This is a genomic window from Paraburkholderia sp. CI2, from assembly GCF_014201055.1.
Classification (GTDB): domain Bacteria; phylum Pseudomonadota; class Gammaproteobacteria; order Burkholderiales; family Burkholderiaceae; genus Paraburkholderia; species Paraburkholderia tuberum.
This window is the reverse complement of record NZ_JACHDL010000037.1, coordinates 12,750-37,678: the sequence shown is the minus strand read 5'-3', so window position 1 is coordinate 37,678 and position 24,929 is coordinate 12,750. Positions and strand designations below refer to the sequence as shown.

Annotated in this window: 23 protein-coding genes; 7 read left to right on the top strand and 16 right to left on the bottom strand. The window is 66.7% G+C overall.

Annotated features, from left to right (window positions below; translation table 11 throughout):
- Positions 1-107: 107 nt before the first annotated feature.
- The 6 genes from HDG32_RS33220 to HDG32_RS33195 form a co-directional block, all read right to left on the bottom strand.
- Positions 108-917 carry a peptidase C39 gene (locus tag HDG32_RS33220; protein ID WP_184073806.1) on the bottom strand — a complete coding sequence of 270 codons (810 nt, stop codon included), beginning with the start codon at positions 915-917 and terminating at the stop codon, positions 108-110.
- Positions 918-924: 7 nt separating this feature from the next.
- Positions 925-1,638, bottom strand: coding sequence for a C39 family peptidase (locus tag HDG32_RS33215; protein ID WP_184073804.1), 714 nt, complete (start codon positions 1,636-1,638; stop codon positions 925-927).
- Positions 1,639-1,743: 105 nt separating this feature from the next.
- Positions 1,744-3,135 carry a hypothetical protein gene (locus tag HDG32_RS33210; RefSeq protein WP_184073802.1) on the bottom strand — a complete coding sequence of 464 codons (1,392 nt, stop codon included), beginning with the start codon at positions 3,133-3,135 and terminating at the stop codon, positions 1,744-1,746.
- Positions 3,136-3,160: 25 nt separating this feature from the next.
- A complete protein-coding gene (locus tag HDG32_RS33205) occupies positions 3,161-3,829 on the bottom strand; it encodes a hypothetical protein (protein ID WP_184073800.1) in 669 nt (222 codons plus the stop codon).
- Positions 3,826-4,377, bottom strand: coding sequence for a hypothetical protein (locus tag HDG32_RS33200; RefSeq protein ID WP_184073798.1), 552 nt, complete (start codon positions 4,375-4,377; stop codon positions 3,826-3,828). Before HDG32_RS33200 ends, HDG32_RS33205 begins: the two co-directional genes overlap by 4 nt.
- A gap of 119 nt (positions 4,378-4,496) precedes the next feature.
- Positions 4,497-4,973, bottom strand: a complete 477-nt coding sequence (locus HDG32_RS33195) for a hypothetical protein (protein ID WP_184073839.1) — start codon at positions 4,971-4,973, stop codon at positions 4,497-4,499.
- 538 nt (positions 4,974-5,511) lie between these two features.
- On the opposite strand from HDG32_RS33195, the gene HDG32_RS33190 reads away from it, so the two are divergent.
- Both HDG32_RS33190 and HDG32_RS33185 read left to right on the top strand, forming a co-directional pair.
- A complete protein-coding gene (locus tag HDG32_RS33190) occupies positions 5,512-6,906 on the top strand; it encodes a sigma-54 dependent transcriptional regulator (protein ID WP_184073796.1) in 1,395 nt (464 codons plus the stop codon).
- A 337-nt stretch (positions 6,907-7,243) separates the two neighbouring features.
- Positions 7,244-8,215: a thymidylate synthase gene (locus HDG32_RS33185; RefSeq protein ID WP_184073794.1), complete on the top strand. Its 972-nt coding sequence runs from the start codon at positions 7,244-7,246 to the stop codon at positions 8,213-8,215.
- Positions 8,216-8,337: 122 nt separating this feature from the next.
- Here HDG32_RS33185 and HDG32_RS33180 read toward each other — a convergent pair whose 3' ends face one another.
- Both HDG32_RS33180 and HDG32_RS33175 read right to left on the bottom strand, forming a co-directional pair.
- Complete coding sequence (locus tag HDG32_RS33180; protein ID WP_184073792.1) at positions 8,338-10,920, bottom strand: DUF6600 domain-containing protein; 2,583 nt, start codon at positions 10,918-10,920, stop codon at positions 8,338-8,340.
- A gap of 149 nt (positions 10,921-11,069) precedes the next feature.
- Positions 11,070-11,783, bottom strand: a complete 714-nt coding sequence (locus tag HDG32_RS33175; protein WP_184073790.1) for a helix-turn-helix transcriptional regulator — start codon at positions 11,781-11,783, stop codon at positions 11,070-11,072.
- Positions 11,784-11,993: 210 nt separating this feature from the next.
- Between HDG32_RS33175 and HDG32_RS33170 the strand changes: the two genes are divergently transcribed.
- Together HDG32_RS33170 and HDG32_RS33165 are read left to right on the top strand one after the other, a co-directional pair.
- Complete coding sequence (locus HDG32_RS33170; protein ID WP_167368602.1) at positions 11,994-12,134, top strand: hypothetical protein; 141 nt, start codon at positions 11,994-11,996, stop codon at positions 12,132-12,134.
- A gap of 118 nt (positions 12,135-12,252) precedes the next feature.
- Complete coding sequence (locus HDG32_RS33165) at positions 12,253-12,759, top strand: acyl-CoA thioesterase (RefSeq protein ID WP_184073788.1); 507 nt, start codon at positions 12,253-12,255, stop codon at positions 12,757-12,759.
- 13 nt (positions 12,760-12,772) lie between these two features.
- Here HDG32_RS33165 and fumC read toward each other — a convergent pair whose 3' ends face one another.
- From fumC to HDG32_RS33140, 5 genes are all read right to left on the bottom strand, one after another.
- On the bottom strand, positions 12,773-14,170 hold the full coding sequence (gene fumC, locus HDG32_RS33160; protein WP_184073786.1) for a class II fumarate hydratase: 1,398 nt from the start codon (positions 14,168-14,170) through the stop codon (positions 12,773-12,775).
- A gap of 15 nt (positions 14,171-14,185) precedes the next feature.
- Positions 14,186-15,787 (bottom strand): phospholipase D family protein, encoded by a 1,602-nt coding sequence (locus HDG32_RS33155; protein ID WP_184073837.1) that lies wholly within the window; start codon positions 15,785-15,787, stop codon positions 14,186-14,188.
- 249 nt (positions 15,788-16,036) lie between these two features.
- Entirely contained in the window at positions 16,037-16,996 is a 960-nt protein-coding gene (locus tag HDG32_RS33150; RefSeq protein WP_184073784.1) for a bile acid:sodium symporter family protein, read from the bottom strand.
- Positions 16,997-17,324: 328 nt separating this feature from the next.
- Complete coding sequence (locus HDG32_RS33145; protein ID WP_184073782.1) at positions 17,325-18,749, bottom strand: MATE family efflux transporter; 1,425 nt, start codon at positions 18,747-18,749, stop codon at positions 17,325-17,327.
- A 308-nt stretch (positions 18,750-19,057) separates the two neighbouring features.
- On the bottom strand, positions 19,058-19,276 hold the full coding sequence (locus HDG32_RS33140) for an RNA-binding S4 domain-containing protein (RefSeq protein ID WP_013090085.1): 219 nt from the start codon (positions 19,274-19,276) through the stop codon (positions 19,058-19,060).
- A gap of 336 nt (positions 19,277-19,612) precedes the next feature.
- Between HDG32_RS33140 and HDG32_RS33135 the strand changes: the two genes are divergently transcribed.
- The 3 genes from HDG32_RS33135 to HDG32_RS33125 all read left to right on the top strand — a co-directional run bounded on the left by HDG32_RS33135 (position 19,613) and on the right by HDG32_RS33125 (position 22,632).
- Positions 19,613-20,131 (top strand): hypothetical protein, encoded by a 519-nt coding sequence (locus HDG32_RS33135; RefSeq protein ID WP_184073780.1) that lies wholly within the window; start codon positions 19,613-19,615, stop codon positions 20,129-20,131.
- Between the two features lie 61 nt (positions 20,132-20,192).
- Complete coding sequence (locus HDG32_RS33130) at positions 20,193-20,375, top strand: hypothetical protein (RefSeq protein WP_184073778.1); 183 nt, start codon at positions 20,193-20,195, stop codon at positions 20,373-20,375.
- 61 nt (positions 20,376-20,436) lie between these two features.
- Complete coding sequence (locus tag HDG32_RS33125; RefSeq protein ID WP_184073776.1) at positions 20,437-22,632, top strand: ATP-dependent helicase; 2,196 nt, start codon at positions 20,437-20,439, stop codon at positions 22,630-22,632.
- An 88-nt stretch (positions 22,633-22,720) separates the two neighbouring features.
- Here HDG32_RS33125 and HDG32_RS33120 read toward each other — a convergent pair whose 3' ends face one another.
- The 3 genes from HDG32_RS33120 to HDG32_RS33110 form a co-directional block, all read right to left on the bottom strand.
- Entirely contained in the window at positions 22,721-23,488 is a 768-nt protein-coding gene (locus HDG32_RS33120; RefSeq protein WP_090801217.1) for a DUF4088 family protein, read from the bottom strand.
- A 334-nt stretch (positions 23,489-23,822) separates the two neighbouring features.
- Positions 23,823-24,146: an AzlD domain-containing protein gene (locus tag HDG32_RS33115; RefSeq protein WP_184073774.1), complete on the bottom strand. Its 324-nt coding sequence runs from the start codon at positions 24,144-24,146 to the stop codon at positions 23,823-23,825.
- Positions 24,143-24,904, bottom strand: a complete 762-nt coding sequence (locus HDG32_RS33110; protein WP_184073772.1) for an AzlC family ABC transporter permease — start codon at positions 24,902-24,904, stop codon at positions 24,143-24,145. The genes HDG32_RS33115 and HDG32_RS33110 overlap by 4 nt, the downstream gene beginning before the upstream one ends.
- Positions 24,905-24,929: the final 25 nt, after the last annotated feature.

Here is a 24,929-nt window from a genome sequence, read left to right as displayed (position 1 = left end):
GACACTTTTTTCATTTTTGCTCCCCCGGTGGTCCGGCCGCGCGGTGCTGACTGCGCGGCCGTTTCTTTACTGCTTTTGCTGCAACTGGCGGGTGGCGGCCCGCTTCGTCATCTCCTGTTTTGCAGTGCCTGCAGTACGCCTAACTGACGAAGCATCGAAGCCGACATCTGCTGGGTTTGCAGATGCAGTTGCAGGGCGTTGGCGACTTGCTGGTTATTGCCTGCAATCTGCAGCAACTGGGCGATCTGCCCGTTGCTCGGCGCGATGGTCTGGGTGGCGAGCCCAGCGGGTGTCTGCAGCGCCACGTTCACGCCGTTGCTGCCGAACGAAATGCCGGCTTTCACGGAGCCGGTCGAATTGCTGGCCGATGCCGACGGCGCGTTGGCGGAGCCCGTCAGCGTCACGGCGCTGTTGTTGAAGTCGATTAGCGCGGCGTTGGTGCCGCTGTTTCGATCGCCCGCGACCTGGGTGATCTGCGACACACCGTTGACGCCGACGCTCTGGCCGCCGCGCGCCTGGGCATTCGGGTTGGCGCCCGAATCGCCTGGTTGGCCGTGCGCGCCGCCGCTCACGCTGGCGAACGTGCTGACGGAGCTCGTGAGCTGGCCGCCGCCGTTCTGCACCGCGCTCAGCGATCCCTGGGCGAGCGCGCTCGCGCCGTTGGGCAACTGCCATTGCGAAATGACGTTCAGCACGAAGCCGGAGATCATCGTCGCGCCGGCGTATTTGCCGGTCTGGGTCGCGAGCACGTCGTCGCCGACGAGTTGCACCCGCAGGGGCGCGGCGCCTGGCTCGGGCGGTATCGAAAGTTCGGGAGCCGGTGGCGAGGCGGCGCCCTCCGAAGCGTGGGCGAGGCCGCCTGCGCCGCAGGCGACGGCGCAGAGCACGAACCCAAGCTGTGTGAAGTGTGACTTCATGGCGGGATCAGAACATGTCTGCCTTGTTCAAGCCGTACTCGAAAAAGGGAGTCGCGGCGGTGCCGGCTGCCAGCGCAGCGGCGCGCAGCTTCAGCGCGAGCGACTCGTTGTCCTGCAACAGTGGTGAATCCTCCCTGAAGGGTTTGCCGAGGACCGCGAACACGAGACCGTTCCAGGTCTTCGCGAAGTCCTCTTCGAGCACGATGCGATTGCCGAGCGCCGGGTCCGCGATGAACACGCGACCGTCCTGCGCATGCTTGACGATCACGAAATGCTCGTAGCCGTCGATGTTCATCAGGACCATCACGGGGATCTGAAGATGGTGGAGCGCTTCGACGTTGACGCGAAAGCCGCGGCCGCGCAGTCCGATGGTCTCGACGAAGTGCTTCATGTCGAGCATCGAGAAGCCGTTCTTGACGACGACTTCGGGGGTTGAAAAGACCATCATCCGGCGAATCAGTTCGGTTTCCGGAATATCGATGCCGTAGCCGTACTTGAGGAGGGTGGCGAGCGCCGCCGCGCCGCAGCTGTAATCGAATTGCTGATTGACGATGTGGTTGTAGCGCAGGTCCTTCATCGAACGGACCGTCTTCGTCAACGGCACGCCGGCGAACGTGGACGTGTCGATGCTCGACTGTGCGGCGGCGTGATCCGCGCACAGCACGCACCCTGCCAGCGCTACGGCGAACGGTAGCGCCCGGAACCCCTTGAACCCGGTCATGCTGGTCTCCTGCCCGATCCGCGCCGGCAGCTTCGATGGCTGCCGGCGCGCCCCTCCGACTGCTTAGTGCTTCTTCTGCTTGCCCGCGCTCGCCGCGTCGTCGGCTTATTTGCCGCTGTTCAGCGCCGCGATGGCAAGGCCGTTGTGCTGCAAGTTGCCCGCGCCGCCGGCGATGTTCACGCCGATGTTTCCGGAGGCGCCTTTCAGCGTATCGGCACCCAGACTCGCGGTGCCCTGGAATTGCCCGTGGACGGCCATCGTCGCGGATTGCGAGTTGTCGTCCGTCGCATCCATCGCGGTGGTCAGCGCCTTGCCCGGCGAGGTCGTCGTCACGGCGCCGGCAAGCGCGTTGTCCTGCGCGTTGCCGATACCGGAAGCGATGTTCACACCGACGTTGCCCGTCACACCCGACAGCGACCCGTTGCCGACCGACGCGTTCAGATTGAAGTTGTGGATCGTTGCGCTGCCGCCCGAGGACTGCACGTTGAAGGCCTGCGCGTTGCCGAACACGTTGCCGACGTCGACCGAGGCGAGCGACACGTCGTTGCTCTGCGCGTTGTCGATGCCTTCCGCGATGTTGATGCCGAGGTTGCCCGACACGTTGCTGGCTGCGTTGGTGCCGGTGGTTGCATTCAGCGTGGCGGCCGCTTCGTTGTTGATGTGCTGCGTGATCGAGCCGCGCGTCGTCACGTCGGTCGTCGACATGCCTGCGTCGATGCCCCAGGCGGCGCCATACGAGTCGCTCGACGACGAGCGGCTGCGCGAGTAGCCCGACGATTGCTCGCCGACCATCGCATAGCCGGAGCCTTCGCTCGTCCTGAAGCCCCATGAACGGCTTTGCCCGGACGCTTCGCTCGCTTCGAAGCCGCCGGCGACGCCCGACGAGTTCGCGTAGCTCGATTCGCGATAACCGGCCTGCAGGCCGCCGCGGGCGCTGAACGAGCCGCTGCCGTGCGAGAACGTGTTGTGGTCCTGATAGCTGTAGCTGCCGCCGATCGAGCCGCCGGCCGACAGATGGCCGCCCGAGTTCTGACTTGTGTGCGAGAAGCTGCCCGCGATGCCGGCTGCCTGCTGGCTGGTTTCATAGCCGCCGCTCGTCACGCTCGCGCTCTGGCTGCCGTACGCATAGCCGCCGGAGGCTTCGAAGCCCTGCGAGCCCGAGCTCGACGACGTATGGTTTTGCGTCGTGAACGCGAATGCCGAGCCGCCGCCCCTGACCGACGTTCTGCTGTTGTTCAGGGTCGTGGTCACGTTGCCGCTGGTGTAGGTCTGCGCCTGTGGATCGAGCGTCGCATTCACGTTGACGGTCTGATTGTTGTTGATCACCGCGTTAGCCGTGCTGGAGACATGCACGCAGCCAAACAGTCCGACCAGACCTTCGACGCCGACCATCTCGCCGACGACCGTCGTATTGAACAGGTAGGCCTTCTGCGGCGCGGCAAGCACGCTGCCGGACGCGGCAACGAGAACGGCCGTGGCAATAAAAGTGCGCTTCATGATTCGCTCCGATACTTAAGTGTGGTCAGTTAAAAAAAGTGCCCGCCGGGGGACGGAGCACAAAACTGTTTGCCGTGGCATTACCGGCGCCGGCTGCCTGGTTGATTTGCACGATTCCGTTCGCGTTGCGCAATGCATCGCTGGAAATGCTTGCCTCGCGCACGCCGTGAATCGCATTCGACTGCCCCGGACTGCCGTTTTTCGGGGCCGTCGCGGATAGCTCCCCATCCGAGACGGTCTCGACTCCGAGCGCCGCAGTCCCGATCTGGGTGCTGTTGCGCTGCAGATTCCCTGCTCCGGCCGACTGGTTCACCAGCACCGCGCCGGATGTGTTCGAAAACGCATTGGCTTCGATCGACGCTTGCGCGCGCGGCACGTTCGCGGCCACCGACGCGCTTTGCACGCTCGCGTTCGCGTTGCCGACCGCGGCGCCGTTCGTCACCGTGATCTGGTTGGCCTGCGCGTTGTCGAGGCCAGCCGTTTCGTTGACCGTGAGCGCGCCCGTCGCGCCCATGCCCGCGCCGGTGCCGATCGTCGCGATGGCGCCGACGATGGGCACCGCTTGCGCCTGCGCGTGAGCCGCGCCGGCGACGAACGCAGCGACGCCCATGCACAGGCACGCGCAGACGCGCAGGGCCGGGCGTGCCGCAGCGATTTGCCGCGAGCGCAGCGAGGGGCGCAGACGTGTGCTCATTTCAGACCTCCGAGCGTGCCGCCGAGGACGTTCGATAGCGGCGCGAGCGCGCCCGTCACCGACGAGCTGATCGTGCCGCCTACGCCCGTCGCCGGTCCGCCGATGCCGCCCGAGTTCAGCGGGATCGTGTTGCCGGTCGCCTTGCCGGAGAGGATCTGCGTGACGGCCTGCATGCCGGTGCCGCCGAGTACGCCGCCGGCGGCGACGCCGTTCGAGCCGTGCGCGTTCGTCAGATCGGTGTCGCCCACGAGCGTCGCGATCGTCGGATCGAACGAGTTGGCGGGGAACGTGGTGGCGCGCACGGCGACCGGGTCCTGGTCGTGCGGCACGGGGACGAACGCGTCGCGCGGCGTGACGCTGCGCTCGACGACGAGGTCGCCCGGATTGGCAACCTGCTCGGCATAGGCATGGCTCGTGAAGCAGGCGGTGACGAGGACGCTGGCGAGAAGGGCGGTGCCGGCCGAAGCGGCGCGCGGCAAGACGGGAGCGTTGCTGAACGACGCTGCCGGCAGCCCGAGGGCGTGCGGCGTCTGTTGGTTCGTACTCATGTCCCGGTCCCTTCTCTCTTGTTGCCTGTGTCCCGCCGTCGTGGGGCGCGTCACTGCTCGCGCGGCCACCGGTCCTGCATTGCCTGGTTATTTGCCGTCTGTTCGTGGCTTCGTCCTGCTTACTTGCGCTGGTACGTCGCGACGTTGCCCTGGGCGGCGCGCGCGGCATCGACGGGCACCGGCAGCGGCGAGGGTGGCGCGATCTCGTCCCACAAGGTCACCTGGTTGCCGCCGCTTTGCATCAAACGGGGCGTCGCGGCGACCATCAACATGCCGACCGCGCCGCCGCGTTGCCGCGACAGCATCTGGTCGTCGAGCGAAATATCGTTCATGGATGCAGCATCGGCAGCCGGGCTCGACGGGTTGGCGGCAATCTGGCTGTCGTCCTCCGCGGCAACCGGCGCGGTGGCTTGCAGGCTGGCGGAGGCGGGGTCGGCGGCATCGCTGGAATCCGTCAGCGTGGCGAATCGCGCCGGGGCGGCTTGCGCTGTCGGAGTGCCGGCACTCGCCGGCAGGGCGCTGAACGCGAGAGCTGCGCAGATCGCGAAGTATGGTGCGCGGCGGCTTATCAGATCGATGCGGAATGCGAGTCGCATGATGTGTCTCCCTGGTGCACGCCAATTAGCGAAACGTGTGCCATCGCTCGCAATCCATTGATACGTCTGGCGCCAACCAGCGCAAACACGACTAATGCGTTCCAAATCGGGAAAAAACGTTGCAGCCCTGAAACGGATCAGCAGAAAATACCTGTAATTCGTTAATCCGCGACGTACGAAATACTGTCGCGAGAACGCCACGAAAAGCGCTTCCACTAATGTTTTATTTGTCGGCTGAATAAATCGCGATCGGCCGCTAAGCCTTGATGGGCAACGGGTCAATCGATTAAATTCGCATAATTGTTTTCGAAGCGGCGCGCGTATAGTAAGCTCTCGAAAACAGCTTCAGATTTAAAAAAGGCCCATATCGGGCCGTCTCGAACACACACGCCGCTTTCTTGGGGATCAGCTGTCCGCACGGAATGGAATGGCCGTTCGGGTTTTGCGATTCGCGAATCCTGGACGAGTCAGCGTGTCTGAACCGCAATTTCAGGTGCATGCGTCGTCCTTAACGTTCGTTGGCGAGAGGATCTGAATAATGGAACCCGCAACGCGGCAACTGATTTACGTTTCGCGTGACCCGAGCGCGGAACTGAATACGCGTTTTATGCAGCGTGGCTGGCATGTCGAAGTCGTGGGATCGGCGCGCGATGCGCGCCGGGCAGTGCGCACCGGCTCGGCTGCTGGTGGCCTGCTCGATCTGTCCAGTGATTTCCAGCCGCACGAAATCGCTGCTTTTGAATCCTGTTTGACCATGCCGAACGTCGGCTGGGTCGCTGCCACTACGCCTGGCCAACTCCAGGACGCCGCGTTGCGCCGGCTCGTGCGCGACTACTGTTTTGATTACGTGACGGTGCCGTCTTCTGGCGACCGTATTGTCGACTCGGTCGGTCATGCGTACGGCATGATCTCGCTGAGCGAAACGGCGTCGCACGACGGCTCGCAAGGCGCCGAGGGCGAGATGGTCGGCTCGTGCGACGCGATGCTCGCGCTGTTCCGCTCGATCCGCAAGGTCGCGATGACCGACGCGCCGGTGTTTATCTCCGGCGAATCGGGTACCGGCAAGGAGCTGACGGCAGTCGCCATTCATGAACGCTCGGCGCGGCGCAACGCGCCGTTCGTGCCGATCAATTGCGGTGCGATCCCGCCGCATCTTCTGCAATCGGAGCTGTTCGGCTATGAGCGCGGTGCGTTCACCGGCGCGAACCAGCGCAAGATCGGCCGGGTTGAGGCGGCCAACGGCGGCACGCTGTTTCTCGACGAAATCGGTGATCTGCCGCTCGAAAGCCAGGCGAGCCTGTTGCGCTTCCTGCAGGAGCGCAAGGTCGAGCGGCTCGGCGGCCATGGCGCGATCGACGTCGACGTGCGCATCATTTCGGCCACGCACGTGGACATGACCGCGGCGATGATCGAAGGGCGCTTCCGTTCCGACCTCTATCACCGCCTCTGCGTGCTGCAGATCGACGAGCCGCCGCTGCGCGCGCGCGGCAAGGACATCGAACTGCTCGCGCGGCACATGCTCGAACGTTTCAAGAAGGATGCGAGCCGCCGCCTGCGTGGCTTCGCGCCCGACGCGATCGCCGCGCTGCATAACTACGGCTGGCCCGGCAACGTGCGCGAACTGATCAATCGGGTGCGGCGCGCGATCGTGATGTCGGAGGGACGCGCGATCACCGCGCGCGACCTCGAACTTGCCGAATACGTCGAGATCGTGCCGGTGTCGCTCGCGCAGGCGCGCGAAGCGGCCGAGCGTCAGGCGATCGAGCTTGCGTTGCTGCGGCATCGCGGGCGGCTCGGAGACGCGGCGCAGGAACTTGGCATCTCGCGAGTAACGCTGTACCGGCTGCTGTGCTCGCACGGCATGCGTCATATGGAAGCCGAGCCGATGGCGCCGCCGCACGGCGATTTGCCGGCGTCGGTGCAGCATCTGTAGGCGGCGCGGGCGAGCGGCGAGACGGGCGACGTGGCATGTGAAGGTCTGGCGCGTCGCCGGGGGTCTCGGGCTGTGCCGGTTCGGACGGATTGACTGTGCCTTCCGGGCGCAGCGACGCCCATCGGCCAAGCGTCGCGTCGAAGCACTTTTGCATGCGCGTGTTTGCCGCCCGTATATCGCGTACCGCGGTGTTTTCCTTTCCGTCTGATATTTCCCTCGATATTCCCCATGCGGCGCGCCATGCCCCGGCGGCGTGCGGTCGCGCTTGTTAGAATCGGGTTTTGCTCAATTCCGTGTGCGCGCCTGATCGGGTTCGCGCCGCGCCGAAGGAAACTGCATGAAACAATACCTGGACCTCGTCCGTACGATTCTCGACACCGGCACGTGGCAGGAGAACCGCACCGGCATCCGCACCATCAGCATGCCCGGCGCGATGCTGCGCTTTGATCTGCAACAAGGCTTTCCAGCGGTCACGACGAAGAAGCTCGCGTTCAAGTCGGCGATCGGCGAGCTGGTCGGGTTTCTGCGTGCTTCGCGCAGCGCCGCGGATTTCCGCGAGCTCGGCTGCAAGGTGTGGGACGGGAACGCGAATCAGAACGCACAGTGGCTCGCCAATCCGTATCGCGAGGGCCCGGATGATCTCGGTGATGTCTACGGCGTGCAATGGCGCAAGTGGCCGGCGTACAAGGTGCTCGACGCCAGCGCGAGTGCGCAACTCGCGGACGCGCAGGCGCGCGGTTTTCGCGTGATCACGCAGTTCGACGAAGAAGGCCGCTCGAAGGTGCTGCTTTACAAGGCGATCGACCAGCTGCGCCAGTGTCTCGACACGATCATGCAGAATCCCGCCGATCGACGCATTCTGTTCCATGCCTGGAACCCAGCCATGCTCGACCAGATCGCTCTACCGGCTTGCCATCTGCTGTACCAGTTTCTGCCGAACGTTACGCGCCGCGAAATTTCGCTGTGCCTGTATATCCGCAGCAACGACGTCGGGCTTGGCACGCCCTTTAATCTGACCGAGGGCGCGGCGCTGCTGCATCTGGTCGGACGGCTGACGGGCTATACGCCGCGCTGGTTCAGCTATTTCATCGGCGATGCGCATATTTACGAGAATCAGCTCGATATGCTGCACCAGCAGCTCGAGCGCGAGCCGTACGAGAGTCCGCGGCTCGCGATTTCCGATCGCGTGCCCGACTACGCGAAGACCGGCGTGTACGAGCCGGAATGGCTCGAGACGATCGAGCCTGCGGATTTCTCTCTGGTCGGCTATCGGCATCACGAGCCGCTGACGGCGCCGATGGCGATCTGATGTCGGTGGGAGCGGGGCGGTAGCGCTCGCTCTCGTCGTCGTCGAATAACAGAAGCCCCGCGATGGTTTGCATCGCGGGGCTTTATTGTTGCCGGGACGGCAGGCGTCCTGCTCAGCTCTGCTCAGCTCTTGTGATGCTCGTCGCGATTGCCGCCGCCCTGGTGCTGCTCGGCATGTTGCGGTTGCGGCTGGGGTTGCGGACGTGGCTGCTGCACCTGCTGGGGCCGCGGTTCGGGGCGTGGCTGCTGCATCTGCGGACGCGGCTCGGGCCGGGCTTGCGGCATCGGCTGTGAACGCGGTTCGAAATGCGGCTGCTGCGCCTGCTGGAACTGCGGTTCGGGCCGAGAGGCTTGCGGCATCGGCTGCGGACGCGGTTCGACACGCGGCTGTTGCGCCTGCTGCATTTGTGGTTCGGGACGCGGTTGCTGCGGCGGGACGGCGCGCGGCGCCTGTTGCGTCACAGGCGGATGCCGGTTTGGCAGACGCGCCTGTTGCTGCGCGGCCGGGTTGTCCGGCGGGTGGGACATACCGGCCTGTTGCGCGAAGCTCGGCTGTTGCGGGCCGCCCGGTTGCGCCATGCGCGGTGCCTGCTGCGCCATCGGGGTATGCGGCTGCGTCCATGCCGGCTGAGACCTGCCGACCGCGCCCCATTCCTGCGGCGCGCCGCGCTGCCGTGCGTACGCCGCCGGGTTGGCTGAATTCCTACCGGCTGCTTGCGGCGGCCGCGGCACACCATTCGACGGATGGCCCATATTGCCCGCGAGCCCACTCTCGCCAGGCTGCGGCGGACGCGGCTTGCCGACCATCTGCGGCGGCATGCCCTGACGCGCTTGCGGCGCTTCGCCATGCGGCCCCACGACGCCGGCTTCGCCGGGCCGCTGGCCAGCCTGCTCGACGCCATGCGGGCCGTTACCGCCCATTGCGCCGGGGGCGCCAGGCGCACCCGCGGCCATCCCCGGCGGACGTCCCGGCACATGCGATTGCACGACCCGCACATTCGCCATCGGCAGCGCGCTCGGTGCGCCGGTCATATGCGCCGGCACCGCGGTGCGCACGACCGGCTGGCCGCCGCCGGGCACCCGACCGCCGCTTTGCGCGAAGCGCTGCGCGAGTTCGTCGTGATAAGCGGCCGGCATGACGGGATTGCGAGTCGCGACGACCGGCCGGCCGACGACGCTCGCCGGTGGCCGGTAGTTCGCGCGCCGCAGATCCGACCCGAAGCTTTCTCGCACCGGCGCGATCCCCGGTGCGCCCGGGTTGATCCGCGCGTTGCGCCACTGCGCCGGATCGACCTTCTGCGAAAAGCGTCGGACTGGCTGACCGTGCACGAACGCTGTCGCCGGCACGGCTGTCACACCGCCCGGCACGCGATAGTTCACGTATGTGTTGTGGATGTTCACGTTGCGGCGGTAGTCGTTGACGATCGTCGTGCGGTTCACGCGGTTGTAGTACCCAGCGCTCCAGCGGTCGTGAGCGCCCCAATGCGGATGCCACCGCTCGCCCGGCCCGAGCGGAAACCACGCGACGCCCGCCGCGATGACCCCGCCGACCGCCAGGTTCACACCCCAGTCGACACCGCCGTCGTCGTCGCCGACGAATGCGACCAGCGCCGGCGCATAGACCGGCGCCGCGTCCGCTTCGAGCGGACCTGGCACCCAGGCCCACGTGCCGTCGACCTCGGCCCAGCGGCCGTAGTGGTACGGCGCGAAGCCCCAAGGTTGGTCGTCGACCCAGGTCCAGCCCCACGGCGCCTGCCAGACCCAGTGGCCGTCGTGATACGGCGCCCAGCCGGCCGGCGTCGCGTTCGGCACCCACACTTCGCCGTACTGCGGCGTCTCGCGCCATGTGCCGTTGGCATCGAGGTCCTCGTAGCCGGGGATGTCGCGCGACACGTAGCGCGCCGACAGCGAGCGGTCTTCGGTGGCGTCGCGGCTGGCGGCCCACTGGTCGAGTTCGTCGACAGCGGGCGCGCGGTTGTCGGCGAGCTGCTGCAGGCTGGTGCCGGCAAAGCGGATCTGCTGACCCGCCGCGACCGGCACCTGGCCGCCGTCGCCGTACGCGATCGCGCTGCCGCTGCGCACGGTGACGGTCGTGCTGCTGCCGTCCGGCGCGACGTCGACGCGGTAGTCGCCGGGACCATTTACGCCGAGCGCAAGGTTCGGCGTGTCGATTTCATACGACGAGCCCGGCGCGAGCTCGCGCACGCGCGTCGATAGCGTGCCTTGCGCGACTTTCAGTTGCGCGGTCGTGTCGTCGAGATTGAGCACGTCGAGGCTCGTGTTCTGGCCGAGGCGCACCGCGGTCGAGCCGATGTGCAGCTCGGAGCGTGCGTTCTGGTCGTTCCATAGCTGGTCGCCGGTCGTCAGCGGCCGGTTGATCTGCGCGTACGACCAGTCGGTCGCGCCGGCGGGCTCGGTGGTCACGGCGCCGGCCGTGTAGTTCAGCCGGGCGATGCGCCCCGGCGGATCGCCGCCCGACGGATCGCCGCCCGACGGATCGCCGCCCGACGGATCGCCGCCCGGCGGATCGCCGCCCGACGGATCGCCGCCCGGCCCGACGGCCGCCGCGGCTTGTGGCGCGGGTGTCGCTTGCTGCGCCAGGGCGCTCTGCGTCGCAAGCGCGACGACGGCGGCCGCGATCAGCGTATAGCCGCTCATCCGGCGTCGGATCCCGGCATGCTGCACGGGCTGCTTGGCGTGTGTCATGACTGATCTCCGACGGACGTGGCAATGGGCCGGGTCCGTTCAGTCACTGTACTTGCCGCCTATGTTTCAAGAATCGCTCATTTGTAAGGTGGATTCACTGGCGTGTAACAAAAGGTCTCGCCACGTCGGGCCGCCGGCAGGTGAACGGTCTATCCGGCCAGAAACGCATCGAATTGTTGATGGCCGGCCGGCGTGACGCGCAGCACGCGCGGCCGCTCGGTCCGCTCGACCCAGCCCTGCGCCGACCACGCATCGAGCAACGCCGCGCCGAGCGCGCCGCCCAGATGCGGTCGGCGCATGCTCCAGTCGAGGCAGGTGCAAGCGAAGCGCCGCCGTCGGGTCTTCTGCGCGGCCATGTCGATGCCCCAGTCGGCGAAGCGTGCGACGCCCTGCTCGGTCGCTTCGAGCGATGCGCCGTCTTGCGTCAGCAGTCCGCACTCGAGCATGCGCTCGAACATGCGCACCGACAGCTCGCCTGCCATGTGGTCGTAACAGGTGCGCGCATAGCGCATTTCTAGCGGCACGGTGCGTGCCGGACGCGGCACGGAGCGCTGTGGCGCGCTGACCTGCGCGACGTTGGCGAGTGCTTCGATCGATGCAGCGATGTCCGCCGACGCGATACGGAAATAGCGATGTCGGCCGCGCACTTCGAGCGCGAGCAGCCCGCCGTCGGTGAGCCGTCCGAGATGGGCGCTCGCCGCCGATGGCGACAGCCCCGCGATCATCGTCAGTTCGCCGGCTGGGCGGGCGCTACCGTCCATTAGCGCCCACAGCATCGCGGCGCGGCCGGGATCGGCGAGTAGCGCGCCGATGCGGCTCAGGCCGGGGAAGTGGTTCTGGTCGTCTAAGAGGGGGGCGGTCATGGCGCGTCTCCTGAATGGGCGGCACAGGGCAGCGCGGTCCAATCGCAAAGCCCGCCGCCACGATTCCTACTCTACGCGCATCGGGTATTCGATGTTTCAGCTTCGCGTGAACAATCGATGCGACGGACGTGTCCGGCTCGGTCCGCGTTTGCGCGTCGTCGCGAGCCACCAGGCTAGAATCGAAGCCTGTCCTTGCAGGAAATCGATGTGATGAAAACTCTTCTCGCCGTCGCCGCGGCGGTTCTGCTGTCCAGCGCCTGCGCGGGGGGCGGAGCCGGCTCGGGGTCGGCCGGCAGCGGCAGCATCAACATGTACGGTACCGTCGACACAGGGATCAGCGTCCACAACTAGGCCCACCCTCGGCCCATCGGCGCGCTTCGCGCTGCGTCCCCAATCGACGCCGCGCCGCGCGCAATATTGCGCTCGTATAATCGTCTCCTTTCAATGCATCCGATTGACCGGAGTCAAGATGAGCACTGTTCCCACCGCACCGCTGGACCGTTCGGAAACCACCTTCCGCTTTCTCGCCGAGCCGACCTCGGTCAACTTCGGCGGCAAGGTGCATGGCGGCGCGCTGATGAAGTGGATCGACGAAACCGCCTACGCATGCGCGGCGGTATGGTCTGGGCGCTATTGCGTGACGGTCAGCGTCGGCAATATCCGTTTCCGTCGGCCGATCCTCGTCGGCAATCTGGTCGAGCTGCGCGCGCGCGTCGTCGCGACGGGCCGCACCAGCATGCACATCCACGTGTCGGTGCACGCGGGCGACCCGAAGGGCGGCGAACTGCTGCAGACCACCGACTGTCTCGTCGTCATGGTCGCCGTCAACGAGAACGGCCATCCGGTGCCGGTGTCCGCCTTCCTGCCCGAGACCGAGGAGCAGAAACGCCTCGCCAGGTACGCGATGGACGTGAAGGAAGCGCTCGACGCGATCGTCGAGCTGAAGCCGGAAGAAGTCGCGCAGGGAAAGATCTAAGCGCAGCGCATCATCATGCGGTGCGTCCGACCATATCCTTCGGTCGCACCCACTCGTCGAACTGCTGCTCGGTGACATAGCCGAGCGCCAGCGCCGACGCCTTCAGCGTCGTGCCTTCCTTGTGCGCCTTTTTCGCGATCTGCGCGGCCTTGTCGTAGCCGATGTGCGGATTGAGCGCCGTCACCAGCATCAGCGATTCGTTGAGCAAGGTATCGATGCGCTCGTGATTCGGCTCGATGCCGGCCGCGCAGTTGTCGTTGAAGCTGTGCGCGCCGTCGGCGAGCAGGCGCACCGACTGCAGCACGTTGTGCGCGATCATCGGACGGAACACATTGAGCTCGAAGTTGCCGCTCGCGCCGCCGATGTTCACGGCGACGTCGTTGCCGAACACCTGCGCGCACAGCATCGTCAATGCTTCGGACTGGGTCGGATTGACCTTGCCCGGCATGATCGAGCTGCCCGGCTCGTTTTCGGGGATCGACAGCTCGCCGAGACCGCAGCGTGGGCCGCTCGCGAGCCAGCGGATGTCGTTGGCGATCTTGTTCAGGCTCGCGGCCACCGTTTTGAGCGCGCCGTGCGCGAATACCAGCGCGTCGGCGGCTGCCATCACCTCGAACTTGTTCGGCGCCGACACGAACGGCAGACCGGTCAGCTTGCCGATCGCGGCGGCGACGCCGTCGGCGAACTTCGGGTGCGCGTTCAGTCCCGTGCCGACCGCGGTGCCGCCCTGCGCAAGCTCGTACAGATGCGGCAACGCCGACTCGACGTGCCGGATGCCGTGCTCGAGCTGCGCGACATAGCCCGAGAATTCCTGGCCGAGCGTGAGCGGCGTCGCGTCCTGCAGGTGCGTGCGGCCGATCTTGACGACGTCGGTGAACGCTTTCGCCTTGCCGTCGAGCGTGTCGCGCAACGTCTTCAGCGCGGGCAGCAGATGCTTGACGATGGCATCCGCGGCAGCCACGTGCATCGCGGTCGGAAACACGTCGTTCGACGACTGCCCGCGATTCACGTCATCGTTCGGATGCACCTTGCGCGCTTCGCCGCGCTCGCCGCCGAGCAGCTCGCTCGCGCGGTTCGCGATCACCTCGTTCAGGTTCATGTTGGTCTGCGTGCCCGAGCCGGTCTGCCAGACCGCCAGCGGAAATTCGTCCGGATGCTTGCCGTCGATGATCTCGTCGGCCGCCTGCATGATCGCGCGGGCCTTCTGCTCGTCGAGCACACCGAGGCCGAGGTTGACCTCGGCGGCCGCGCGCTTGATCACCGCGAGCGCGGTGATCAGCTCGGGCGACTGCTTTTCCGTCGAAATCTTGAAGTTCTGCAGCGAGCGCTGCGTCTGCGCGCCCCACAGGCGGGCGTTCGGCACTGCGATTTCGCCGAACGTGTCGCGCTCCATCCGTACGTCTTCAGTCATGGTTGACTCCGCTTCTCAAAGTTCCGAGTTGACAGGCAATAACGAGAATAGACCCGTTAGCGCATTCCGGTAAAAACCGGCCTGCGGATCGAAAATGTAGGTGCGTGTCTGGCCGTTCTCGACGTCGGTCCAGACGAGCGGCGACAGGGGCGCGCCGATCGAGCGCAGATAGGCGAGCTGGGCCGCGTCGGCGAGCGTCACGTGGTAGCTGTGATCGGGCTGGATGGCACGCTCGAAGATGCCGGCGACCTGATTGGCGAGTTCGGGGCTGTGGATCACGAGTGCGAGCTCGGTGTTCAGATTGGCCGAGCGCGGGTCGAGGTTCATCGAGCCGATGACGAGAATCTGGTGGTCGATCACATAAGTCTTCGCATGCAAACTCGCGCGCGAACGCGAGCCGACCAGCCCCACGTTCGGCGTCTCCTGGTATGACCTGAATTCGTACAGTTCGACGCCTGCCTTTAGCAGCGGCACCCGGAACGGGCTGTAGCCGGCCTGCACGGCGACCGCGTCGGTAGCCGCGAGCGAGTTGGTCAGCACTGCGATGCGGATGCCGCGGCGCGTGAGCTCGCCGGCCGCCTGCACGCCCGACGCGTGCGGCACGAAGTAGGGCGACACGATCAGGAAGTCGTGCTGCGCGTCGCGCATCAGTTCGCGCAGCCGCGCGAGCGGCGGGCTCACGTAGTCCGGCGACGGATGCGCGATCTTCTCCGGCAGGTCCGCCCTGAATTCCGCACCCGCCCACGTGAGGCCGAGCTGCTCGCTCGTAATCTGCGCGGCGAGCGGCGTCGCGTTCAGCGGTTTCGCGTTGTACGGATCGGCATGGGTGCGCCAGTGGTGGCGCAGGTCGTCGCGCGTCTGGTCGAGTTCTTTCTGGTCGAATTTCTGCCTGTTCAGCGCACGCAGCGGATAGGCGAGGTCGCTGTTCCAGTAGTCGTCGAAACTCGCTGAGACGTCGGCGACGATCGGGCCCGCCGCGAGCACGTCCATGTCGCGGAACTGCAGCGTTTCGCTGGCGCTGAAGTACTCGTCGCCAAGATTGCGCCCGCCGACGATCGCGAGCTGGTTGTCCGCGATCATCGCCTTGTTGTGCATGCGGCGCGTGAAGTGGCCGATCTGCGTGAATACGTTCGTGGTGCGCTCGAACATGCCTTGCTGGGCGCTGCCGAACGGATTGAAGACGCGAATCTCGATGTTGTCGTGCGAGTTCAGCCCCGCCATGATGCGGTCGATGTCCTTGAAGTTCAGATCGTCGACCAGCATGCGCACGCGCACGCCGTGATCGGCCGCATACAGCGCGGCGCCGAGCAGCAGCTTGCCGGTGGTGTCCTCGTTGGCAATGTAGTACTGCATGTCGAGGGTTTTGGTCGCCGCGCGCGCGAGCGCGATGCGCATCTGCAGCGCGTCGGTGCCGTTCGCCAGCACGCGAAAGCCCGACTGCTCCGGATGCTTCGCCTCGAACGGCGCGAGCGCTTCGCGCAGCGGCGTATCCGCGGTGGCCGGGAGTGCGTGCGTGAGCTGGCGGTCGAACGCGGTGGCGGGCGGCTTCGTCGCGCAGGCGGTCACACATGCCGCCGCGCAACAGAGCAGGAAAAATTGCCTCGTCGTGCTGACTATCGAGTGGCGGCGCGCGGCCCGCCGATGTTGTTCGAATTGGCCCTGCACGCTGTTTTCCCCTTGTTTTGCAAGCTTTTCGCGTGGCGACAGCGAAGGCCTGCGCACGCTGTCGAGAAAACCATTCTAAGGGAATTGGGGCGCGTGTTCGTCGTTCGTCTGCAAACGCAGCAGAGTGCCGCGCGTCGGTCGGAGGGCGCCGCGGTTCGGTGATCCATCACCTGATGCGAACCGCGGCGCGCCGCCGCTCTATCAGACGCGCCCGGCGTGCAGCGCGCGCTCGCCGTCGGGATGGGTCGAGCCTGTCGCCGGGCGACCCGCCCACACTCCCGCGAGCAGCGAGCCCGACAGGTTGTGCCAGACCGAGAACAGCGCACCCGGCAGCGCGGCGAGCGGCGTGAAGTAGAGCTTGCCGAGCGTCGCGGCGAGACCGGAGTTCTGCATGCCCACTTCGATCGCGAGCGTACGGCAGACGGCTTCGTCGAAACCGAGCAGACGGCCGCCCCAGTAGCCGCCGAGCAGGCCGATGCCGTTGTGCAGGATGACGCCGACCATCACGACGAGGCCCACCGACGCGATGCTCTTCTGCGTGCCGCCCACCACCGCGCCGATGATCAGCACGATCGCGACCATCGACACGAGCGGCAGGATCGGTTCGATCTTGCGCACGAGCTTGCCGAACAGATGATTGACGACGAGACCGACGACGATCGGCAGCGCGACTATCTGCAGGATGCTCATCAGCATGCCGTGCACGTCGACGACGATCGACGCGTCGACGTAAAGGCGCGTGAGCAGCGGGGTCGCGAACACGCCGACGAGCGTCGACGTCGCGCTGATCGTCACCGACAGCGCGACGTCGCCGCGCGCGAGATAAATCATCACGTTCGACGCGGTGCCGCTCGCGACGCTGCCGACCAGCACCATGCCGGCGGTCAGGTCGGGCGGCATGCGCAGCGCCCTGGCGATGACCCACGCGGCGAGCGGCATCACGAGGTAGTGCAGCACGATGCCGGCGATCACCGGCGCGGGCCGCGAAAACACGCGCAGGAAATCGCCGGCCGACAGCGTGACGCCCATCGCCAGCATGATGATCGTGAGGAGCGTGGTGACGTGCGGCGCAACGCCGGAAAACGAGGCCGGCGAGAAGTACGCGGCGACCGAGACGAGCACGGCCCAGAGCGGGAATAGGCGGGTGACGCGGGCAAGCATGGCGGGTGGTCCCTGGTTATGTTGTATCGCGGGAAAGCGGGGGCTGCGGCGCGGCCGGGTGTCGGCTGGCGTTGCGGCGTTTGCCGCGCCAAAGCGGGTGAGGCGGCTACGGCCAAGCGCCGTGGCGAAAGCGCGGCAAAAACGGGCGGCCAATTGAAGCCGCACGCGAAGCGGGCAATGGTGAGTGCGCGAGCGGCGCCAGTCCGGCGCCTGCCTTCGTGAGGCGCGCCGTCGTGCGGTTCGTGGCGCGTGAGCGCGGGTTGGCGCTCGCGGGCCGCGGCGGCCATTTTACCTTTTACAGGGAGTGCTTCAGGAGTGGAGCGTACGGCTACCTTGCTCGAACCGAGCGCGCGGGCGGCGTGGCAGATGCCGCCGTCGGCGCCTGCCGCCGGCTCAGCCTGTGAAAACGCAGCGTCATCAGCAGCGCGACGCTCGCGAGACCTGCGGCGAGCCCCCACCACAAGCCGCGCGCGCCGAGGCCGGCGTGAAACGCGAGCAGATAGCCGGTCGGAAAACCGATCACCCAGTAGCCGAACGCGGCGGCGATCATCGGCACGCGCGTGTCCTTCAGGCCGCGCAGACAACCGGAGCCCACCGCCTGCATCCCGTCGACGATCTGGAAAATCGCCGCCACGCCGAGCAGCGAACTGGCGAGCGCGATGGTCGGCGCGTTGGCCGGGTCGTCCAGATGCAGATACAGCCCGACGATCCAGTGCGGCGCGGTGATCAGCACGAGGCCCGACATCGACATGAAGCCGACGCCGAGGGCGAGCGCGACGAAGCCCGCGTGGCGCGCGGCGAGCGGCTGACCGGCGCCGGCCCAGTAGCCGACCCGCACGTTGGCCGCCTGGCCGATCGACAGCGGCACCATGAACGCGACCGACGCGACGTTCAGCGCGATCTGATGCGCGGCCAGTTGCGATTCGCCGAGCAGGCCGACCATCAGGCCAGTGGCGAGGAACAGCGTCGACTCGACGCCGTAGGTGATCGCGACCGGCCAGCCGATGCCGAACAATTCGCCCATCAACGGCAGCTTCGGCCGCGTCGCGACGACGAAATGGCGGAAGCGCGGCCGCAGATGCAGCAGCGCCATCAGCACGAGCGCGGTCAGCCACACGGTGATCGTGGTCGCGGCCGCCGAGCCGAGAAAACCCAGCCGCGGCAGCCCGTACGCGCCGTGGATGAGCCCGTAGTTCAGGAAGCCGTTCACGCCGACGCTCGCGATCGACACCCACAACAGGCGCCGTGCCGCGCCGATCGCCGGCAGAAACGAGCGCATCAGGCCGACGCCGATCAGGCTCGCGGGTGCGCCCCAGCGCAACACCGCCGCGTATCGGCCGACGTTGTGCGCGAGCAGGCCCGGCTCGCCGACCGCGAGCAGGATCCTCGACGCGAACGACAGCAGGATGAACGCCGGCACCGACAGCAGCACCGACAGCACGAAACCGGTCCAGTAAATATGCGGCACCCGGCCGTCGTCCTGCGCGCCGCGCGCGTGCGCGACGCTGACGCTGACCGAGGTCAGCACGCCCTGCAGCAGCGTGACGACGACGAAAAAGAGGTTCGCGCCAAGGCCGCCGGCGGCGAGCGCATCGGGGCCGAGCGAGCCGAGCAGGATCGTGTCGGTGACGCTCATCGCCATTTGCGACAGTTGCGCGATCGCGAGCGGCGCGGCGAGCCGCGCGGTGTCGGCCGCGTGGCGGGATAGGGTCGGCGGCCGGCTGGCCGCGCGGGCGAAGCTGGGTTGAGTCATCGAATGTCTGACGGCGAAAAGTGGTAAGAGCGGTGGCAACAGCGGCGGCAATAGCGGTGGTAACAGCGAAAGGCGGGCGCAAGCGGCGCCGCATTGCATCTCGCCGCGCGCTCCGACGGGCGTTGGAGCGGCCGGGCAGCGGACGGGAAAAACCGCGACGCGGCGCCGAGCCGGTCAGCCGACTCCTCGCCCGTGGCGCGGTCCGTCGTTTACCTGTCGAAACCGACAGCTTATTGCCTCCCCCGGCCGCTGTCGATGGACGACGCACAATTCTGGTGCGTGCCGTCCTGCGATTTTCCGGACTGCCGTCAGCCTTCGTGGACCGCGATCCGCGTATCGCCGAGCAGCACGACCTGGCCCGCGCGGATCTTGCAGGTCTTACGCGTCTCGACCCGGCCATCGACCATCACGGCGCCGTCGGCGACCATCATTTTCGCGGAGCCGCCACTATCCGCGAGGCCCGTGATCTTCAGCAGATTGTGGAGTTCGACGTATTCGCCGGTCAGCGTGAAATTGAGGTTGGGCATGGCGTTTGCACCTTTGGGCACGGGGTCGCGTTGGGGGTTCGCATCATAAAGCAAGCGCACCCGGAGCGGCGGCGCGGCCATCCAGCGAGCCCTTCGCGCAAGCAAATGAAAGTAGATGTTATTCAGTTGTCGGAAAGTGAAACGTTCCGTAACGCTGGTCGCACCGGACGGATTTCACTCCTAGAGTGCAGTTCAGCAGCAAAGCCCGCTGGCTTCCGGGATCGCTCCCCGGCCGTCCAACCAGCGACGCCCAGACCGGACGAGGCGCGCGCGACGTTCCGTCATCACGACGCCAGAGAGTCCGCCCGTGTCACAACAACTCCAGAGAGGATAGCCATGACCCAGATTCGTTCGCTCCTGATCGGTACCGCCCTCACTGCTTTTGCCGCGACGGCCGCCGTTGCGCAGACCGCGCAGCCGGCAGCAGGCATCGGCGCTCAGGCGCAGATCCAGAGCCAGGGCGCCGCCGGCATGGCGCCGCCGTCCGCGGCTGGCGCCCAGCGCATGCAGGTGCCGCCTTCGACGCAAGGCATGCAGCAAGTCCCGGGCGCACCCGCCGCGCAAGGCGTCGAGGCGCCGCCGCCGGCCCGTTTGACGGCTTCGGGCTCCGCCGACCCGCTCGTGCAGAAGCGCGACGCCGACGCGAAGGCCAACGCCGAGTATCGCGCGGCCAGGAAGTCCTCGAAAGCGGAATTGAAGGCGGAGCAGAAGGCCGCGAAGGACCAGTACAAGGAGCAGGTGCGCGGCGCGAAGCTGAACCAGAAGGCGGACAAACAGACCGCCAATAACGAAATGAAGATGAATATGGAAGGGCAGGCTGCCGCGCAGGGCGACGGCGCGGACGTCAAGCACTAAGCCCTGCCGGATGCCGCGGCGCGTGGGTCTGCGAGGCGCGCGCGCCGCGGGCGTCGGTCGCTTGACCCACCCGGCCGCGGCGCCCCCCACGCATGCGGACAAAAAGACCGCGAAAGCACAGGCGAAGGCCGACAAGAAAGCCGCGCTCGCCCAGGCGAAAGCGGACAAGACCAAAGCCGACGCGCAGGCCGACGCCGACAAGGCCAGCGCTGCTGCCAACCTGAAGGACGCGAAGAAACAGTAGTGCGCGGCGTAGACCGGCGGATAGGCGCCCGAAAAAAGGGGCGCTTGTCGCATGAGGTTGTATGGATATACAGTGTGCGTCGCATCCTGAAGATCCATCCAACCCGCGAAACCGATCAGTGTCCACCGTCGCCGAATCCGCTCCGTCGTTCGATACCGCCGCCTGGCTAGCGAAGCTCAACGACGCCCAACGCGAAGCCGTCGAATACGGGACCGACACGCCAGATGCGCTGCCCGGCGCGCTGCTCGTGATCGCGGGCGCCGGCTCCGGCAAGACCAACACGCTTGCGCACCGCGTCGCCAATCTGGTGGTGAAGGGTGCCGATCCGCAGCGCATCCTGCTGTTGACCTTCTCGCGCCGCGCGGCGCTCGAAATGACCCGCCGCGTGACCCGCATCGCGGGCGCCGCGGCCGCTACCGTCGGCCCACGCGCCGCGCTCGCGCAAGGGCTCACGTGGGCAGGTACCTTCCATAGTGTCGGCGCGCGGCTGTTGCGCGAATACGCGGATCTGATCGGCCTCGCGCCCGCGTTCACGATCAACGACCGCGAAGACTCCGCCGACCTGATGAACCTCGTGCGCCACGAGCTTGGACTGTCCGCGAAGGAGCGGCGCTTTCCGGCGAAGGGCACCTGCTTCGCGATCTACTCGCGTGTCGTCAACACCGGCGCATCGCTCGGCCAGGTATTGGACCGCGCGTTTCCGTGGTGTCGCGAGTGGGAGGACGATCTGCGCCGGCTGTTCGCCGCATACGTCGACGCCAAACAGAAGCAGAGCGTGCTCGACTACGACGATCTGCTGCTCTACTGGTCGCACATGGCCGCCGAGCCGAGCATCGCGGCCGATCTGTCGGCGCGTTTCGATCATGTTCTGGTCGACGAATACCAGGACACCAACCGCCTGCAGGCGTCGATCCTGCTCGCAATGAAGCCGGACGGCCGCGGCCTGACCGTGGTTGGCGACGACGCGCAGTCGATCTATTCGTTTCGCGGCGCGACGGTGCGCAATATCCTCGACTTTCCCACCCAGTTCGAGCCGCCCGCCAGGCAGGTCACGCTCGAGCGCAACTATCGCTCGACCGAGCCGATTCTCGCCGCGTCGAACGCGGTGATCGAACTCGCGAGCGAGCGCTACACCAAGAATCTGTGGACCGACAAGGCGTCGGCGCAGCGCCCGCGCCTCGTCACGGTCGCCGACGATGCCGCGCAAGCTCGCTACGTCGTCGAGCAGGTGCTCGAGGCGCGCGAGCAGGGCGTGAAGCTGAAGTCGCAGGCGGTATTGTTTCGCGCCGCGCATCACAGCGCCGCGCTCGAGATCGAGCTCACGCGCCGCAACATTCCATTCGTCAAGTTCGGCGGGCTCAAATTTCTCGACTCGGTGCATGTGAAGGACGTGCTCGCGGTGCTGCGCTGGGCCGAGAATCCGCGCGATCGCGTCGCCGGCTTTCGCGTCGTGCAACTGCTGCCGGGCGTCGGCCCGGCCACCGCGGCGAAGGTGCTCGACGACATCGTCGCGCGCGCGGACGGCGGCGATCCGGTCGCGAGCGCGGGCGGTGTGCTGGCCGCGTTTGCGGCGCCCGCGCGCACGCAGGAAGACTGGCATCCGTTCGTCAAGCTGATGTCGGGCGTGTACGGCCGGCAAACGCCGTGGCCCGCCGAGTTCGAGATGGTGCGGCGCTGGTACGAGCCGCATCTGGAGCGCAATCACGAGGACGCCGCGATCCGTCACGCGGACCTGCTGCAGATGGAAAGCATCGCGGGTACGTATCCGTCGCGTGAACGCTTCCTGACCGAATTGACGCTCGATCCGCCCGACGCGACCAGCGACGAATCCGGCGTGCCGCTGATCGACGAGGACTACCTGATCCTGTCGACGATCCATTCGGCGAAGGGTCAGGAGTGGCGCAACGTGTTCGTGCTGAACGGCGTCGACGGCTGCATTCCTTCTGATCTCGGCACCGGCAGCGACGAGGAAATCGACGAGGAGCGGCGCCTGCTCTACGTGGCGATGACGCGCGCGAAGGAAGACCTGCACATCGTCGTGCCGCAGCGCTTTTACGTGCACAACCAGACGCATCTGGGCGACCGCCATGTGTGGGCGTCGCGCACGCGCTTCATCGCCACGCCGATGCTGCCGCTGTTCGACGCCTATGCATGGCCGCGCATTGCGGTGGCGAGCGCGCCGAGCGCGGCTGGGCTCGCCGCGGCCGCGCAGGCGAAGATCGAGATCGCGACGAAGCTCAGGAAGATGTGGGATTGAGCGGCTAGCACCGCGCGTTGGGATCGACGCGCGGGCAGGGGCGCGTTTATCCGACGAAGGGACGCGCGCCGCGCGGGTCAGTGGAAGCTCAGCGCGACTGCCGCTGCTGTTGCTGCGCGACCGGAGGCGGCGGCACGAAGAAATTGCGCAGCCATGCCGCGAGCCGCGAGAACACGTCATACGGCTCCTCGACGAAAATCTCCGGCTTCAAGAGCCGCAGATACTCCATGATCTGCTGCGCTTCCTGCTTCTGGAACGTGCCGTGCGAAATGCCTAGCCGCAACAGCCCACGCAGTTCGCCGAGCTTCTCGCGCGCGGTGCTGCCCACGCTCGTCTCGCACGCGACCTTCGCCTCGTAGACGCGCTGGCGCAGCGATTCGACGAGCCGCCATGCCGGCGTCTGCATCACTTCCTCGAGTGCCTGAATGTCCTGCACGGTGCTCTTGATCTGCGAGGCGAGGGGGTCGACCAGCGTCGCGTCGCCTTCCGCTTCCTTGACGATTGCGGCGGCCCAGTCGCGGCATTGCTTGGTGAGCTCCTCGGGCGTCCATTCCGAGCGCGCCGCGAAACCGAACCCGAACTCGCCCGCCTGCCGCATCAGGATCGACACGACGTCCGGGAATTCCTTGTCGAGCGTGCGTTTGGCCCACGCGTACTGGCCGCCTTGCAGCATCCGCTGTACCGCGTGCTCGGTGAGCGGCACCATGTTGTCGAGCAGCTTGGCGCGTAAGAAATCCTCGAACGACGGCGTCGCGAACTGCGGATCGAGCTTCAGCGAGACCCGTAAAAAGGCCTCGAAGTCCTTGCGCAGCGACGCGACGGTCTCGTCCTTGAGCTTCAGGGTGATTTGACCCATGTGTTATCCCGTTTAATGCGGCTGCGCGCGGCGCGCCGTCGCAAGATCGCCCGGCCGCTTGCGCACCGAGGCGACGCGACGCCGGTTGCCGACGCGCTTGATTCCAGCCTGTTGCCGCGTAACCAGCGGGACGACTCCCGATGAGCGGACCTCGACTGCATATCGGCGGGGTAGCGGGAAACTTGAGGGCGGCCCGGCGACGCGCGGACGCTTTGGAGGGAAGCTTCGGGCAATGGCCCGCTTGGGAGTCGCTTGAACGGGAGTGCGCGGCCCGCGACGCGGCGAGGTGTCGACGGACCGCTGATGAGTCGATGAGCGTAGAGACAGGGCGCGCTTACTTCAGCACCACGCACTGCCAGACGAAGAACACGCCTAGACCGACTGCGATCGTCAGCAGCGGCCGGCGCGTCAGCGCGCTAACGACGATCGCGGCGAGCGCGCCGACCAGCTGCGGATTGCGCCAGTTCAGCTCGGCGTTGTTGCCGTGCGGTGACACGGCCATCGGGACGATGATCGCGGTCAGCACGGTGACCGGCACGAAGCTAAGCGCGGCGCGCAGAAGCGGCGGGAACACGAGCCGGTCGCCGAGCACGAACACGGCCGCGCGGATCAACCACGTAATCGCGGCCATGCCGACGATCAGAACGACGTAGTTCATCGCGTGGCCTCCACGGGACGGCGCGCGCCACGCAGGTTCAGACGCGACATCGACAGCAGCACGCCGACCGCGACTCCCGCGAACACCGCGCCGAGCAGGCCGAGCTTATACGGCCACGCCTGCCAGAAAAACGCCAGCGTGCCGGCGGTGACGGCCGCCGCGATATAGCGCAGCGCGACCAGTTGCGGCACGACGATCGCAATGAACGTCGCAACCATCGCAAAGTCGAGACCGAGCGACTGCAGGCCGGGGAAGGCCGAGCCGAACAGCAGGCCGGCGACGGTCCATAGCTGCCAGTTCAGATACATCGCGACGCCGGCGCCGCAGAAGTAGTACGGGCCGACCGTGCCCGGCTCGCGATGCCGGTAATGCTCCCACGCGACCGCGAAGACTTCGTCGGTGAGCAGCGCGCCGAGCGCCCAACGCCAGCGCTTCGGCAGATGCGCGACGTGCGGTGCGAGCGTCGCGCTATACAGCACGTGACGCAAATTGACGACGAGCGTGGTCGCCCAGATCACGGCGAAGCTCGCATGCCCGGCGATCAGGCCGAGCGCGATGAACTGCGCGGAGCCCGCGAAAACGACGAGCGACATCAACTGGCCGTGCCACAGATGCAGCGGGCTGGAGGTCACGAGCGTGCCGAAAATGACGCCGAACGGCGCGGCGCCGACCATCATCGGGATGATGTCGCGCGCGCCGGCGGCGAATTCTTTGAGATGGCCGCCCCGGGTGGGCTGGCCTTGGGTGGAATCGGTCAATCTAAGCCTCCTTGATGTCGGAAGC

Coding starts and splice junctions, on each gene's coding strand:
- HDG32_RS33220 (WP_184073806.1), bottom strand. CDS start 917: ATGAAGTCACACTTCACACAGCTTGGGTTCGTGCTCTGCGCCGTCGCC.
- HDG32_RS33215 (WP_184073804.1), bottom strand. CDS start 1,638: ATGACCGGGTTCAAGGGGTTCCGGGCGCTACCGTTCGCCGTAGCGCTG.
- HDG32_RS33210 (WP_184073802.1), bottom strand. CDS start 3,135: ATGAAGCGCACTTTTATTGCCACGGCCGTTCTCGTTGCCGCGTCCGGC.
- HDG32_RS33205 (WP_184073800.1), bottom strand. CDS start 3,829: ATGAGCACACGTCTGCGCCCCTCGCTGCGCTCGCGGCAAATCGCTGCG.
- HDG32_RS33200 (WP_184073798.1), bottom strand. CDS start 4,377: ATGAGTACGAACCAACAGACGCCGCACGCCCTCGGGCTGCCGGCAGCG.
- HDG32_RS33195 (WP_184073839.1), bottom strand. CDS start 4,973: ATGCGACTCGCATTCCGCATCGATCTGATAAGCCGCCGCGCACCATAC.
- HDG32_RS33190 (WP_184073796.1), top strand. CDS start 5,512: ATGGAACCCGCAACGCGGCAACTGATTTACGTTTCGCGTGACCCGAGC.
- HDG32_RS33185 (WP_184073794.1), top strand. CDS start 7,244: ATGAAACAATACCTGGACCTCGTCCGTACGATTCTCGACACCGGCACG.
- HDG32_RS33180 (WP_184073792.1), bottom strand. CDS start 10,920: ATGACACACGCCAAGCAGCCCGTGCAGCATGCCGGGATCCGACGCCGG.
- HDG32_RS33175 (WP_184073790.1), bottom strand. CDS start 11,783: ATGACCGCCCCCCTCTTAGACGACCAGAACCACTTCCCCGGCCTGAGC.
- HDG32_RS33170 (WP_167368602.1), top strand. CDS start 11,994: ATGAAAACTCTTCTCGCCGTCGCCGCGGCGGTTCTGCTGTCCAGCGCC.
- HDG32_RS33165 (WP_184073788.1), top strand. CDS start 12,253: ATGAGCACTGTTCCCACCGCACCGCTGGACCGTTCGGAAACCACCTTC.
- fumC (WP_184073786.1), bottom strand. CDS start 14,170: ATGACTGAAGACGTACGGATGGAGCGCGACACGTTCGGCGAAATCGCA.
- HDG32_RS33150 (WP_184073784.1), bottom strand. CDS start 16,996: ATGCTTGCCCGCGTCACCCGCCTATTCCCGCTCTGGGCCGTGCTCGTC.
- HDG32_RS33145 (WP_184073782.1), bottom strand. CDS start 18,749: ATGACTCAACCCAGCTTCGCCCGCGCGGCCAGCCGGCCGCCGACCCTA.
- HDG32_RS33140 (WP_013090085.1), bottom strand. CDS start 19,276: ATGCCCAACCTCAATTTCACGCTGACCGGCGAATACGTCGAACTCCAC.
- HDG32_RS33135 (WP_184073780.1), top strand. CDS start 19,613: ATGACCCAGATTCGTTCGCTCCTGATCGGTACCGCCCTCACTGCTTTT.
- HDG32_RS33125 (WP_184073776.1), top strand. CDS start 20,437: ATGGATATACAGTGTGCGTCGCATCCTGAAGATCCATCCAACCCGCGA.
- HDG32_RS33120 (WP_090801217.1), bottom strand. CDS start 23,488: ATGGGTCAAATCACCCTGAAGCTCAAGGACGAGACCGTCGCGTCGCTG.
- HDG32_RS33115 (WP_184073774.1), bottom strand. CDS start 24,146: ATGAACTACGTCGTTCTGATCGTCGGCATGGCCGCGATTACGTGGTTG.